Source organism: Mesobacillus sp. (assembly GCF_047739415.1).
GTDB lineage: Bacteria > Bacillota > Bacilli > Bacillales > Cytobacillaceae > Mesobacillus.
This window is the reverse complement of the sequence record NZ_JBIQOE010000215.1, coordinates 13,482-26,884: the sequence shown is the minus strand read 5'-3', so window position 1 is coordinate 26,884 and position 13,403 is coordinate 13,482. Positions and strand designations below refer to the sequence as shown.

14 protein-coding genes are annotated in these 13,403 nt (G+C 38.6%); 4 read left to right on the top strand and 10 right to left on the bottom strand.

The features are described 5' to 3' along the window. Positions 1 to 259 precede the first annotated feature (259 nt). The gene (locus ACH0QE_RS17105) at positions 260 to 625 is read left to right on the top strand and encodes a cyclic-phosphate processing receiver domain-containing protein (RefSeq protein WP_415801775.1); all 366 of its coding nucleotides are present in this window, start codon (positions 260 to 262) and stop codon (positions 623 to 625) included. Positions 626 to 739: 114 nt separating this feature from the next. Here the strand turns inward: ACH0QE_RS17105 and ACH0QE_RS17100 are convergent, their stop codons facing one another. Next, on the bottom strand, positions 740 to 1,432 hold the full coding sequence (locus ACH0QE_RS17100; protein WP_415801774.1) for an aspartate/glutamate racemase family protein: 693 nt from the start codon (positions 1,430 to 1,432) through the stop codon (positions 740 to 742). A gap of 150 nt (positions 1,433 to 1,582) precedes the next feature. Here ACH0QE_RS17100 and ACH0QE_RS17095 point away from each other — a divergent pair, with 150 nt between their 5' ends. Continuing rightward, on the top strand, positions 1,583 to 3,091 hold the full coding sequence (locus tag ACH0QE_RS17095) for an HD domain-containing phosphohydrolase (protein WP_415801773.1): 1,509 nt from the start codon (positions 1,583 to 1,585) through the stop codon (positions 3,089 to 3,091). A gap of 75 nt (positions 3,092 to 3,166) precedes the next feature. On the opposite strand, the gene ACH0QE_RS17090 is transcribed toward ACH0QE_RS17095, so the two are convergent. The 5 genes from ACH0QE_RS17090 to ACH0QE_RS17070 form a co-directional block, all read right to left on the bottom strand. Continuing rightward, positions 3,167 to 3,772: an alpha/beta hydrolase gene (locus ACH0QE_RS17090; protein WP_415801772.1), complete on the bottom strand. Its 606-nt coding sequence runs from the start codon at positions 3,770 to 3,772 to the stop codon at positions 3,167 to 3,169. A gap of 28 nt (positions 3,773 to 3,800) precedes the next feature. Next, a complete protein-coding gene (locus tag ACH0QE_RS17085) occupies positions 3,801 to 4,742 on the bottom strand; it encodes a ring-cleaving dioxygenase (protein WP_415801771.1) in 942 nt (313 codons plus the stop codon). Between the two features lie 214 nt (positions 4,743 to 4,956). Further along, complete coding sequence (locus tag ACH0QE_RS17080) at positions 4,957 to 5,325, bottom strand: YbaN family protein (RefSeq protein WP_415801770.1); 369 nt, start codon at positions 5,323 to 5,325, stop codon at positions 4,957 to 4,959. 49 nt (positions 5,326 to 5,374) lie between these two features. Then, positions 5,375 to 5,770, bottom strand: coding sequence for a flavoprotein (locus tag ACH0QE_RS17075; protein ID WP_415801769.1), 396 nt, complete (start codon positions 5,768 to 5,770; stop codon positions 5,375 to 5,377). A gap of 890 nt (positions 5,771 to 6,660) precedes the next feature. Further along, complete coding sequence (locus tag ACH0QE_RS17070) at positions 6,661 to 7,344, bottom strand: Na-translocating system protein MpsC family protein (RefSeq protein ID WP_415801768.1); 684 nt, start codon at positions 7,342 to 7,344, stop codon at positions 6,661 to 6,663. 185 nt (positions 7,345 to 7,529) lie between these two features. On the opposite strand from ACH0QE_RS17070, the gene ACH0QE_RS17065 reads away from it, so the two are divergent. After that, positions 7,530 to 8,537, top strand: a complete 1,008-nt coding sequence (locus tag ACH0QE_RS17065; protein ID WP_415801767.1) for a DUF3231 family protein — start codon at positions 7,530 to 7,532, stop codon at positions 8,535 to 8,537. Between the two features lie 69 nt (positions 8,538 to 8,606). On the opposite strand, the gene ACH0QE_RS17060 is transcribed toward ACH0QE_RS17065, so the two are convergent. The 3 genes from ACH0QE_RS17060 to ACH0QE_RS17050 form a co-directional block, all read right to left on the bottom strand. Then, positions 8,607 to 8,927, bottom strand: a complete 321-nt coding sequence (locus tag ACH0QE_RS17060) for an MGMT family protein (protein ID WP_415801766.1) — start codon at positions 8,925 to 8,927, stop codon at positions 8,607 to 8,609. 68 nt (positions 8,928 to 8,995) lie between these two features. Beyond that, positions 8,996 to 9,604, bottom strand: a complete 609-nt coding sequence (locus ACH0QE_RS17055; protein ID WP_415801765.1) for a CBO0543 family protein — start codon at positions 9,602 to 9,604, stop codon at positions 8,996 to 8,998. 57 nt (positions 9,605 to 9,661) lie between these two features. Continuing rightward, positions 9,662 to 9,943, bottom strand: a complete 282-nt coding sequence (locus ACH0QE_RS17050; protein ID WP_415801764.1) for a hypothetical protein — start codon at positions 9,941 to 9,943, stop codon at positions 9,662 to 9,664. Between the two features lie 115 nt (positions 9,944 to 10,058). Here ACH0QE_RS17050 and ACH0QE_RS17045 point away from each other — a divergent pair, with 115 nt between their 5' ends. Continuing rightward, positions 10,059 to 10,520, top strand: coding sequence for a hypothetical protein (locus ACH0QE_RS17045; protein ID WP_415801763.1), 462 nt, complete (start codon positions 10,059 to 10,061; stop codon positions 10,518 to 10,520). A 92-nt stretch (positions 10,521 to 10,612) separates the two neighbouring features. On the opposite strand, the gene ppc is transcribed toward ACH0QE_RS17045, so the two are convergent. After that, a complete protein-coding gene (gene ppc / locus ACH0QE_RS17040) occupies positions 10,613 to 13,375 on the bottom strand; it encodes a phosphoenolpyruvate carboxylase (protein ID WP_415801762.1) in 2,763 nt (920 codons plus the stop codon). Positions 13,376 to 13,403 lie beyond the last annotated feature (28 nt).

The following is a 13,403-nucleotide window of genomic DNA, read 5'->3' as shown; positions in this document are numbered from 1 at the left end:
ATTGAATGGTTCTCTAAAATTTTGTCGTTTTACAGACCTGTACTTGCTTAGGCATTCTTAGAGGAAACGGGGGCACTGTACACCGGAATGTATTAAATAGGCTGAAGACCGAAATAAAATGATAGTACTTCATAGAAGAATTTCCCAAGTGGTATTTCGCCCTTTATGTTAAAAAGTGTGTTAGGCTTGAGAGAATGATAAATATCTAGGGTTGTTCGACTTTTCTTAGTCACCCCCCTTTTGGGAAGGAGAGCTAGAAATGAATGAAATCAGTGTTTTCCTAGATGACTACCGCCAGGCGCCTGAAGGTTATGTTTTGGCAGAAACTATAGATGAATGTCTCATTCTCTTGAAAAACTATGAAATTGACCACTTGTCGTTAGACCATGACCTTGCAAGCTATACCAGGAATGGGTTGATGCTTGTAAAAATAATGGTCGAGAAACAGCTATTCGCCAATCGAATCACGATACACTCTGCGAACTCAACAGGCGGTAAAGCCATGTATAATTGCTTTAAGCAAGCTCAAAATGAGTACCTTATGCCTCGGTCCATAAATATTTATTTACGTCCCATGCCCCTAAATCCTTTTATTTCTCCAATGTTGTCTATTTATAAAAAATAGTCAGCTGGCACTCTTCATGTGCTGTAACTTTCTTGTTTCTTATTTTTCTTTTAAGCAGCTTTCAATTCTATTAGCGCAACGAAAAATGGGCCGGAAATTCTGGCCCATTTTCCTTTATATATCGAGCGCCTTTTGTACTGCTCCATGAGCATGTATTTCCGTGGTGTCAAATAGAGTAACCGGTGCATCATCCTGCTTAATTAAAAGCCCGATTTCTGTACAGCCCAAAATGATGCCTTCTGCACCTTCTGAAACGAGATCTTCAATAATCCTCTTAAAATATTCCCTAGAAGACTGTTGGATAATTCCAAGGCATAATTCATTAAAAATTGTCTTATTTATCAATCCCCTGTCGTTTTCTTCTGGAATTAATATCTCAATATTTTGAGATAAAATTCTAGATTTATAAAAATCCTGCTCCATTGTATACTTGGTGCCAAGCAAACCGATTTTTTTGATTCCTAGCTTCTTGATTTGCGTTGCAGTCTCATCCGCTATGTGAAGAATTGGCAGTCTTGTTTTCTCTGAAATTTGGTCTATCACTTTATGCATTGTATTAGTACAAATCACAATAAAATCAGCCCCTGCCTTTTCCAGTGAATATGCCGCTTCGCCTAATATCTGCCCCGCTTCATCCCATCTGCCCTCTGATTGGCATTTTTCGATTTCATCAAAATCAACACTGAATAAAATCACTTTTGCAGAATGCAGACCCCCAAGCTGCCTTTTTACTCCCTCATTGATCTGCCGGTAATATTCAGCCGAGGATTCCCAGCTCATACCGCCGATCATTCCAATCGTTTTCAATTTAACCTCTCCTTTGATTAAAGTTCTGCCTAATACTAAAAGTTCCATGAACATCTCGATAAGCCCTTTTTAAATGTGAAATTTTCTTTACAGATAAATTGGATTAGTTAATAATTAACAAAACACCTCATTTAGTAAGGAGAAGTATGTTTGGAAACATTTTTGAATTTCAGGAAACAACTTTTACATAATTATATCCTCGGCTCAACCTTAGCTGTTTTAGGAGTGGGAGGAGTCTTTATTTTCCTCACTCTAACACTTTCTGCGATTGAATTTATTGTCATGGCTGTAATTTTAGGCATTTCATTCTTTTTTATGATTATCATAGAGTACTTTGCTTTTTCCAAGGATATCAAGCCGATTTTGAAGGTATATGAAGAAGATTCTTTGAGTTTGAACACTTTGCGAATTGCGTTTTTCAGGCTGCACAGTTTTCCCATTCTGACTTTCAAAAGAATAATGGGTCCCCATTTAATCGGCCTATCAGCTCCGGCTGTGGTTTTGTCAATATTCTTTATCCATATCGAGCTATTGAGTATTCCTTTTACATTTGTATTCTTTGCAATGATTGGGGCAATCTTGGTCGCTGGGATGCATAGTATTATTGAGTTTTTCCTGACTATTAAAGCGATACAGCCATTGTTGAAGGAGCTATCCAAGACAGCAGAAAAACGTTTTAACGAGTCTTTATCGCTTGAGGGTAAAAGTGTTATTTCAATTAAGCGGAAATTCCAATTAAGTTTTCTTTATATAAGCGTCTTTCCCATTTTATTATTTGGTCTAGCAACTCAGGTAAAGCTTGATATATTGAGGTCATCTGTCCAAAGTTACTGGAGCTGGGCTGCCTTAATTATCCTTATAGGTCTGGCTTTTGCCTATTTTGGTTCAAAATTGTTATTTTTGGATGTACATCAGCCTATAATACAACTACAGAATTCAATGAAAAATATACAGCAAGGTAATCTAACTACAAAAACAGCTGAATTATATTCTGATGAATTCGCAGGTTTAGTCAGCGGCTTCAATCACATGGTTGACGCAATCAACAGTCGGGACAAACAAAACCAATTGATGTTCGAGAGTTTCCTAGAGAGTTTATCGGCAGCACTTGATGCCCGTGATCCTTATACTGCGGGACATTCCGGAAGAGTTGCAGCTTATTCATTTTTAATAGGAGAAAAATTCGGGTTATCGGGACATGAACTTTCGTTGTTGAAGAAATCTGCAATCTTGCACGATATTGGCAAGATTGGCATTTCAGATAAAATATTGCAAAAAGACGGGAAATTGTCAGATGAGGAATTTGCCGAGATAAAGAGGCATCCTGTAATTGGTGCCAATATCGTTCAGCAGGTACAAGGGTTTACAGACATGGATGCCGTGATTGAAGGCATAATGTTTCACCACGAACGGTATGATGGACGTGGGTATCCAAAAGGTATTTCAGGAGACACTATACCTCTTTTTGGGAGAATAATAGCTGTGGCCGATGCATTTGATGCAATGACATCCAACAGACCTTATCGTAGGGGGATGGCGTTTGATAAAGCACTTACTATTATTGAAAATGGTAGGGGTTCACAATGGGATCCAGAGTTTGCCAGCATATTTGTAGAATTAATGAGAGAACCAGTCAATGTACAAAAGGTGATCTCCTAAAGAATAATTACGGACCCACTGAAATAAAGCCAAGAGCAATGTTCTCACATTGCTCTTTCTTTATGGTGTACTAAATTAAAATTTGCCTGTATACCAATCCCGGGCTGCCTCAACCTCACTTAGTGTCAATTGATGCCCGCTGTTCTCCCAGTGCATTTCTACACTGGCATTAGCGCTAGACAATAATGATTTCAATTCCTCTGACTCTCGTGCAGGACAGATTGGATCATTTTTTCCAGCAGCTAAAAAAACCTCTGTATCTGACAATTCCGGAAGCTCAATCCCTCTTCTAGGCACCATTGGATGGTGGAGGATTGCTCCTTTAAGAGCATTCTTATAATGGAAAAGTAAACTAGCAGCAATATTGGCACCATTTGAGTAACCAATCGCGACTATATTATCGCGGCTAATACCGTATTTTTCCGATGCTTCATCCAAGAACTCATGCAATTCCTGTGTGCGGAAGATCAAATCTTCTTCATCAAAGACACCATCAGCAAGCCTCCTGAAAAAACGAGGCATTCCATTTTCAAGGATATTCCCGCGAACACTTAATACAGATGCTTCCTGGTCAATCATGTTTGCCAAAGGGAGCAGATCATTTTCATTTCCACCTGTCCCATGAAGCAATAATAAAGTCGGTTTGTTTGTATTTGTTCCTTTTTTATAAATATGTTTCATTTCAACTCTCCTAACATTTTATAAAGAGCTATCTATCTAACTCGTTTACTTCAATTGGATCTAATGATTCTTCCAGCTCCGCACGATATTTCTCATACTGTTGCGGAAGCATGAGCCTTTCACCCATCCTATCATGAGATTCATCAATGGCAAAGCCTGGAGGGTCAGTTGCTATTTCGAATAAGATTTCGCCGTGCTCCCTGAAATAAATCGCTTTGAAATAATTTCTGTCCTGGACCGGGGTTACTCTAAAACCATTCGCCTCTAGTTGCCTTTTCCAATCAAGCTGATCACGATCGTCCGTTGCTCTCCAGGCAATATGGTGGACTGTACCTATTCCCATCAAGCCACGGATACCCGGAGTAGATTTCAAGTCAATGGTATTCCCGATTTCTCCTGTAGATTTAAACCTGATGAAGTCACCGTCTTCATCAAAACGGTCAAAGCCCATGATATTTTCCAACAATATTGTTGTTTGCTGTGGATTCGAGGAAAAAAGAACAGCGCCTCCAAATCCCTTGATTGCTTCTGTTTTTGAAACTCCGCCAAACTCCCAGGTATTCATTTTTCCTTCTTCTCGTTCTACAAGTTCAAGTTTAAGGCCATGTGGGTCCTCGAAGCTCAAATACTGTTCACCAAAACGGGCCGTTCTTACCCAATCAATGCCGAAGGCTGATAACCTGTTCTCCCAGAACCGAAAAGTTCCTTCTGGTACTACATAGGTCGTGATCCCAACCTGGCCATCACCGATTCTTCCTTTATATGAACCTGACCATGGAAAGAACGTAATAATGGTCCCTGGAGTTCCATTCTCATTTCCAAAATATAAATGATAGGTCTCAGGGTCATCAAAATTGACTGTTTTTTTCACTAAACGCAGGCCTAGAACACCTGCATAAAATTCAACATTTTCTTGCGGATTCCCTACGATTGCCGAAATATGATGGATCCCAGCTGTTTTTTTCTTCATCCTGTTGTGCACCTGCCTTCTGTATAATCCACTATACTAGTAAAAATATATCTCGAATTCAAGATAATTGTATAAATTAAAGCTGTTTAAGTCAAGAATCGGATATTATGTAGGCTAGCCATACGATACAAATTTTACTGTTTTATCTAAACTATTGAAGCAAATAAATTTAAATACCCGGAATTCTCGTATAAATGGGTGATTTTTATCTGCTTCAAATAGTATCAAAAGATAAAATATAAGCGCTTACCGTAACAGCGACAACAATCAGGACAGCAGCAACCCAAAAATTAACCTCTAAAAATAATATCGTTCCCAATATCGAAATCCACATCAAGCTAAGACTTAACACCTTATTTTTTAAGGTAATCCCGTTTTTCTCACGAAAATCCTTTATATAACCGCCTAACCATTTATTTCTGATTAGCTTTTGGTATAGTTTTTCTGATGCTTTTACATAACAGGCTGCGCCAAGCAGAATCAGCGGTGTGGTCGGCAGAAGAGGAACCACGATTCCGAGTACTCCCAGGGTTATTGAAAGTGTCCCTATGGTGATTAATAAAGCCTTTACTGCGATGTTCACCGATTATCCCCCCTAGAGTGTTAACATTAAGCATTTTACAAGATGTTGTCTACTCAAACTGGTTAACAGGAATTCCAGCCTCTATATAACTTCTGATAAGCTTCCAGCCAAAGTCGTACGTAAATGTCTGAAAAAAGAGATTACTAGTCTCCATGCTTTTCCCGTCGAGGACCAGCCTGGCAAGAATGATTGCCATTACCTCATGCTCCCTTATCTTTATCCTGTCTATAACTGTTAATTCCCAACTTCCCTTATTTCCTTTAACAAAATTAAAACCTTGCTCCCACCCTCTGATAGATTCATCATACCCAAAATCAGATATTTTACCATCTGTAATTTCCCTTGCCTGGTATTCACCTGAAATTATTTTCTTTAATTCTGGCAAGGAAGAATTTCTCCAAACATCTAGATATTCATCAAGAAAACGATTAAATGTCTTTTCCATTTTCACACTCCTTTTAACAACAATGACAAAATTATCCTATAATATTATGATGAATTCAATACCTCCGAATGCATAGAAGCACAAAAAGCGCAAGCGCCTCGTAAAGCCCGATAAGCGCTGCCCTCCTTAAAGCTCCACGTCCTCCCAAAAGCTACTGCTTTCGGTCGTGCGATGATTAGCTTCGAAGCTTTCCTTATCCTGTGGCTGACGGGTCTAGCACATCGTGTGCCTCAGAGGGCCGACCGGGAAGTTGTTCTTTAACTTCATTGCGCGGACCGAAATCGAATGTATTATCCACAACTAAATAATTTTATAATCTTATTAACAAACAAAAAAGCTGCTCCCCATGGAACAGCAGAATTATTTAAGAGTTATTGAATGTCTAGTATAGTAATGGCTATACCTATAGAAAAATTCTACAATCGTTTCTCTTCCTTCAACGGTAATGGTGTAAATAGTTTTGGTAGACTCCGACTTTTTATCAAAATCAATTCCATGTTCTATGGCATATTCTTCTAAATAGGACTCGATTTCATTCTTCTTAATTGTATTTGGAGTTTCCGAAAGTAATTGTTGTTTTTCTTGTACAAAAGTATCAATATACGAACCTATATCATGCTTGTTTATACTCATATTAATGAATGATCATTCCTTTCCAATCAAGTTATCCAATAATTGACAATAAAAAAAGTCAGAAAAGGATCAATCCACGTTTAATCCTTTTCTGACTTATGATTTGGTTCTATGCCCATTCATTGCTATCAGATTAATATATTTAGTTATTCAATATAAAGTACATTCTTGTTTCGAATAAGCAAGGTTAAGAGTTTTAACCTTTACCCTACTGAGTATGATAGCATTTTATCATTAGTAAATCAATAGGGCGTCATTCAGGACTTAAGTATAAACAAAGTGTAGCTTTTGTCTTTATCAAAATTCCAGTCAACAAAGTAATCTGTTATTTTTGCGTTTAGGTACCTTTCATACGAACTTTGATGCTGAGTAATCACTTTCTTTTCCAGATTTCTTTTTGCAATCTTCAGCGTTTCTTGAAACCCTAATTGAATAAATTCTTTTTCCAGGCTTATTAGTATGCCCTGGCGTACAATAATCAGTGTCCGCTCATTAAGCAACTTAGAGTGGGTTTCTTCAGGAGCTTTCTGAATTTCCATGCTCAATTCTATTGTTTCCTTCTCAACAAGTTTTTTATTGTCGTATGAATCGAAATTATATGGCTGGTCTTTATCAAAAATAAATAATAACATTCCTGTTTTTTCATCGAGATTCCAGTCATAGTAAAATTCTTTTATCTTATCTTTTGTATTTAATTCGATATAGGATTTGATTTCTTCTTCAAGGGTGTCCATCATCAAATCTCTGGTCTTTTGGACATAGACGCTTTGTTGATTAGTTAGGAGAGTATTCTCCATCGGGGACAAAAAATTGGTGATATAGATGGATACGAATGGCTTCGAGACGGTACAAAACACATTACCTGGTCCTCGGCCAAAATTCTCTCTTAATAACTTCCCAATATATCCACTTATTTCTTTTTCAAGCATCGCTACTTCCATAATATACCTCACTATGTAATTTACTCATCTTTATCTCTTCCCTAATTAAGGACATACAAAACCATGAATACCTCGTACTTAATTTAGAACTAAACTGCAGATTTATGTATAAATCAATAATGGTTTATCGTTATATTTAAAGCTGGCTTCGGGCATATTAGCTTTAGGTAAAGGGGGACATTATCTTGGATAGCACTTATAATTCCATTAAGATGACAGCTGCAGAGATTTCATACCTTTGGACAACCTATCTATCAGATACGATGTCTATTTGCATTTTAAAATATTTCCTTCAGCATATAGACGATTCTGACATCAAAGCACTGGTAAAGCATGCGCTTGATTTGTCGTATCAGCATACGGAGATTATTAATGAAATATTTGTTCATGAGGGAATAGCGGTTCCTCAGGGATTTACTGATCAGGATGTGAATCTAAAAGCTGAGAGATTGTTTTCTGATATTTTTTACTTAAAATACATAAAAAACATGGCAGGCGGTGGTTTATCCGTTTACAGCAGGATGCTGCCAAATATATATCGTAAAGACATCATGAGCTTTTACTCAAAGGCATTGACCTCCTCGATGGAGCTTGAACATGAAGCGACCTCACTTCTATTAGAAAAAGGGCTTGCTACACGCCCCCCCTTCATTCCTTATCCGGAAAAGGTGGAATTCATTCAAAAACAATCATTTTTCCTTGAGGGTCTGGGCCACAGAGGAGCCTTATCTGGCACAGAAGTAACTCACCTTCACTTTAATATTGAAACGAATCAGTTAGGAGCCGCGATTTCGACAGGTTTCAGTCAGACAGTCCAAAACAAGCAAGCACGGAAATATTTTATGAGAGGAAAGGAAATCGCTCTAAAGCATATTAAGGTTTTTAGGGATTATTTAGAAAAGCATTCTCTATCTGCGCCTGCCGGAATTGAACAAGAAGTCACTGAATCGACCGAACCAGTTTTCTCTGATAAGTTAATGATGTTTCATTTCAGCCTAATGATTTATGCTGGTATCGGTAATTATGGAGTTGCCATTTCCGAGAGTCAACGAAGCGACCTTGTGATTGATTATTCGAGATTAAACGCAGAAATCCTCAAGTATTCTGAAGACGGGATCAATATTTTGGTTGCAAATGAATGGCTCGAACAGCCACCATTATCAGTTGACAGACAAAATCTTTCAAAAAAATAAATGGAAAAAAAAGCACCCAGTGGGTGTTTTTTCTCGTTATGTATTTAATGACTAATCCGATTCTATCCGTTAATAAAGTTCAGAATCAATATGCCATAAATAGCTTTTAAGTGGCAGGGATCTTTCTGTATTAAATTGGATTCCTTCAGATTCCAGCAACAGTTTCTGTGTAATGAACATTTCTTCATCTCGGAAGCCAATTTCTCCTTTAGAATTAATCACCCTATGCCATGGAAGACCATATTTTTCTGACATCGAATGGAGTATTCGGACAACTTGTCTTGCTGATCTTGGGCTTCCAGCCGCTTTTGCTATTTGTCCATATGTCATCACTTTCCCATATGGGATTGTCTGAATTATTCTTATAACATTCTTTGTAAAATCCGTCATGGCGTCACTTCCTTTTCTACCAACCTAATATATCATAAAAATCCCTGGCCTTAGGCCAGGGATTTTTATCACTTAGAAGAATAAGATTTAAATTTTTTAATGATTGCCCAGCACATGATTCCTATTAACCAGTAAGTCGGAAATGAATAAATATGTTTCCAGGTAATTTCTTTATAAATCCCCAGGTAGACCATGAACGGTTCTGCAACAAAAGCCAGGAAAAGGGATAACACACCTGTAGCGATAAAAAACTTTTTAAATGACATACTGAATTTTTGATAGACCATCATAAAAGGGATTATCACGACTCCCACATCATATGGATATAGCTGCGGATTTAAATATGGTGTGAGCCTGACTGGATATGTCCATACCATAGCGTTGCTGCCGATTGAATCTAGGAAGATGGCTGTAACACCATAGAATAAACCAAACGCTGTATTTTCAATTAGCCTCGTTTTATCCACTCGTACCCACCAGACAATTGCCGGGATGACGGAAAGAACCAATAGAAACCACCATTTATAAGTAAGGAAGTTATTTTCATACCAGTACGTCCTTAATACCTTATGATATTTCGCTTCGGCATCTAAAAGTTCCTGGAGCGAAATGGAGTTTAAAATCATCATATAATCATTCAATTGGGATCCTATTGCACCAACCATTGTAGAAAGCATAAAATCACACCCTTTGTATATAGAGTGTGATTTTTGCTGCCAAATATGTAAATTCAGCTAATTTTGATGTTTGATTTCTTTATAAATCTCGATCAGCCGATCCGGCTTTGCATCCGTACAGTAGGAATACACTCCTCTTGTTGTATGAAGATAAAGAAAGCCTGTCCTTCCTGACATTTTCTTAAAAGTAATATCTAATATGTCACGCAGATGAAAAATGTCAGAAGCTGTGGTTATCCTGTCATGATACATTTTTATGAACTGTTCGTTTTCTTCATAAACTTGTTCATTATCTTCAATCCTGCGATCCACTCTCCAGTAACTATGCGAATAAAGCATTCACAGCTCCCTCCCTTCTGATCAATTTTGCACCATTTTTATTTTACTCATGTTGTTTAACAATAACTAATATATTTAACAATAATAACAGGACTTCATTATGAGGAGGAATTTTTTGAAATGCATCGGTGAACTTTTGGATCAGGAAAAGTACCGGGTCAATGGAAAAATTGCGATCATCGAAAATAAGGAGGCCGTTTTAAAGGTATTTGGTTTTCGGAATGGAAAATGGCTTGATTTATGGGATATAGATTCCCGGATTCTGACCCTTTTTTATAAATCTTATGAAGCTGAGTTCGATTGGTTCATCGTTGTATATGACTACCCAACTTTCTGCGCCGACAAGGATATAAAAGAAGCGATTATCTGGCATGAACTTGGTCATATTGACTACCCTGTGCTAGAACAACAATTGAGTATTGAAAGTGAAATTCAATGTGACGGTCTTGCAATCAAAAACGGGCACCAGGAAGGCATCCGTAAGATACTGAATCTTACTATGAAAATGGCTAAAACCCTTAACTATGAAATTTTAACTCATGTTACTTTCGAACGGCAAATGAAACTACCTGTCTGAAAAATGACATACCGAACCTGTTAAGTATTCTGTGTAAAAAACTTTTGCTGCGGCTTTATTTAAAGAGACCCGCCATGCGGCGGGTCTTTTTATCAACCGGTATTCCTTAATCCTGCAGCAACGCCGCTGATTGTTAATAAAACCTGAGTCAATAATTCGTCATCCGGATCCTCATCCTTGCGAAGTTCTTTAATCAATTCCACCTGAATAAAGTTAAGCGGATCGACATACGGATTTCGTCTATGGACAGAGTCTTTGATATTTGGTGTATGGTCAAGAAGTTCTTCATCCTCTGTAATTTGCAGAAGGATATTCTTGGTTCGTTCATACTCCTCTAAAATGTTGCCAAAGATACGGTCAGAAATTGCTTGATCTTCTACGAGTGAAGTGTATTCCTGTGCCGTGGTGATATCCGCCTTCATCAAAGCCATTTGCAGATTATCAATAGTGCTTCGGAAGAATGGCCATTCTTCATACATTTCCTGTAATACCTTCAAATTATCGGGACTTTCCTGTGCGAAGCTCTGCAAGCCAGTTCCAGCCGCATACCATGCCGGGAAGAGTTGTCTGCTTTGTGTCCAGGCGAATACCCATGGGATGGCACGAAGATTTTCGAATTTGGCACTGTTTTTGCGGCTCATCGGACGTGAACCGATATTCAGTTCAGCTAGTTCTTTCAACGGTGTCGCTTGGTTGAAATATGTGATGAAATCGGGATCTTCAAACACAAGCGACTGATATTTCCTTAAGGAAACAGCAGAAATTCGCTCAATGGCATCGACCCATCTTTGGTCACGCAAATGACCCTGCTCAGATTCCTTCAGTACATTCGCCGCTGCCTTCATCATCGTAGATGTAGCCTGTTCAAGGCTTCTATAGGCAATATCCTTCAACAGATAACGAGATGACAAAACTTCACCCTGCTCAGTAATTTTAACTCCTTGACCAAGGGTCTCGACAGGCTGTGAAAGCAGGCTCTTGTTCAATGGACCGCCTCCACGGCCTAGTGAACCTCCTCTGCCATGGAAAAACTTCAAACCGATTTGATATTTCTTCGCCATTTCATTGATCTCAAGCTGTGCTTTGTAAAGCTTCCAGTTGGCTGTCAATGTTCCGCCATCCTTGCTTCCATCTGAGTACCCAAGCATGATTTCCTGCTGGTCCCCCATTTTGTTCAAATGATTGCGGTAAATTGGCAACTTGAATAGTGTTTCCATAATTTTTGGACCAGCTGTTAAATCGTCGATTGTTTCTAGCAACGGAGCGACATTCAGATCGGTCTCGAAAGTACCATCCGTATGGAGTCTGTATATGCCAGCCTCCTTAGCAAGGACAAGCACTTCAAGCAAATCGCTCGCGGATTGAGTCATGCTCACTAGATAAACAGAAATTGAACGCTTCCCGAATTCATTGTGAGCGCGTTTGATCATCTCAAAAACTTGAAGCATTTCCTGAGTCTCTTTTGAATAATCCTCATGAAGAAGGAGCAATGGACGAGGGTCTTCAAGAATTTTAACAAGTAATTCCTGCTTTTCATCTTCTGATAGTGATGGATAATCCTGATTGATTCCAACCTTCTTAAGTATTTCAGCGATTGCCGCTTCATGTTCACCACTATGGTTACGAATATCCAGAGTAGCAAGATGGAATCCAAACAGTTGGACTTGCCTGATCAATTTTTGCAATGTTTTAAGTTCATGATGAACAGGATGATGCTGATAGATGCTTCGTTTTATGACAAGAAGGTCTTCAAGCATTTCCTCTGATGATTTATAGCCAATATCAGATTTCCCAGCTTCCTTTAGCCTTTGAATGATAATAGCAAATTTGCGGCGATAAACCTCGCCTTCAATATTCCATTTTTGATCATCCGTTAAATATCTTTCTTCATCTTTAATAACTGATTCGATTAACTCTTCACTAACAGCTGCTCTTGTTGTTGAATGGCTGAAACGCTTCATCAAATCAACTAATACAGCTTTATACTTTTTAAGTACCAGACGTCTTTGTCTTTGCAATGTTTCCCATGTAATATCGGGAGTAACATTTGGATTCCCATCCCTGTCACCGCCGATCCACGAACCAAATCGCAGGAAGTGAGGTACTTTCCATTCATGTTCAGGATAATGACCTTTTAGGCTAGTTTCTACTTCCTGATGGATTTCAGGCAGGACATCGAATAGTGTCTGGTCAAAGTAATAAAGTCCGTTCCTGACTTCATCAATGACAGTAGGCTTTCGGTCCCTCAATTCATCAGTCTGCCACAGGACAGAAACCTCATTGAATAGGCTTTCCTCGATCCTATCACGCTCTTTCTTGGATAAGAGTGGATTGTCCAGACTTTTAAGGATACCTGCTATCCTTTTCTGAATCTCCAGGATTGAACGTTTGGTGGCTTCCGTAGGATGGGCTGTAATAATCAATTCCAATGAAATGGTATTCAGTACATTTTGGATGATATCTGAGGATATATAATTGTCTTTCAACGAAAGGATGGCTGCTTCAATAGAACCCGGCTGTGAGCTGATTTCAGACTTGAGCAGATAGTCGCGGCGCCTGCGGATCCGGTGATTTTGTTCCGCTGCGTTAATTAAATGAAAATATACCGAAAATGCCCGGATAATATTTTTTCTCATAGGAACAGACAAGCCAGCGATTTCCTCTTTTAAAGCAGGATATGTATCGCGGTCATGTTCATTCCTTAGCGTTTTGCACATTGCTCGGATCTTTTCTACTTTTTCAAATAGTTCCACTCCGCCATGGTAGACTAGAATATCTCCGAGGATGTTTCCAAGCATCTTTACATCCCGGCGTAATGGCAAACTGCTGTCGTTCACTTCGATTCCTGATGTCATTTTGTCACCTTCCTAAAACTTGTAAGAA

Bases quoted from the DNA above. Each gene is read 5' to 3' on its own strand.
- ACH0QE_RS17085 (WP_415801771.1), bottom strand. From the start codon at position 4,742: ATGAAGAAAAAAACAGCTGGGATCCATCATATTTCGGCAATCGTAGGG.
- ACH0QE_RS17060 (WP_415801766.1), bottom strand. From the start codon at position 8,927: ATGACGGATTTTACAAAGAATGTTATAAGAATAATTCAGACAATCCCA.
- ppc (WP_415801762.1), bottom strand. From the start codon at position 13,375: ATGACATCAGGAATCGAAGTGAACGACAGCAGTTTGCCATTACGCCGG.
- ACH0QE_RS17050 (WP_415801764.1), bottom strand. From the start codon at position 9,943: ATGCTTTATTCGCATAGTTACTGGAGAGTGGATCGCAGGATTGAAGAT.
- ACH0QE_RS17055 (WP_415801765.1), bottom strand. From the start codon at position 9,604: ATGCTTTCTACAATGGTTGGTGCAATAGGATCCCAATTGAATGATTAT.
- ACH0QE_RS17090 (WP_415801772.1), bottom strand. From the start codon at position 3,772: ATGAAACATATTTATAAAAAAGGAACAAATACAAACAAACCGACTTTA.
- ACH0QE_RS17070 (WP_415801768.1), bottom strand. From the start codon at position 7,344: ATGGAAGTAGCGATGCTTGAAAAAGAAATAAGTGGATATATTGGGAAG.
- ACH0QE_RS17105 (WP_415801775.1), top strand. From the start codon at position 260: ATGAATGAAATCAGTGTTTTCCTAGATGACTACCGCCAGGCGCCTGAA.
- ACH0QE_RS17075 (WP_415801769.1), bottom strand. From the start codon at position 5,770: ATGGAAAAGACATTTAATCGTTTTCTTGATGAATATCTAGATGTTTGG.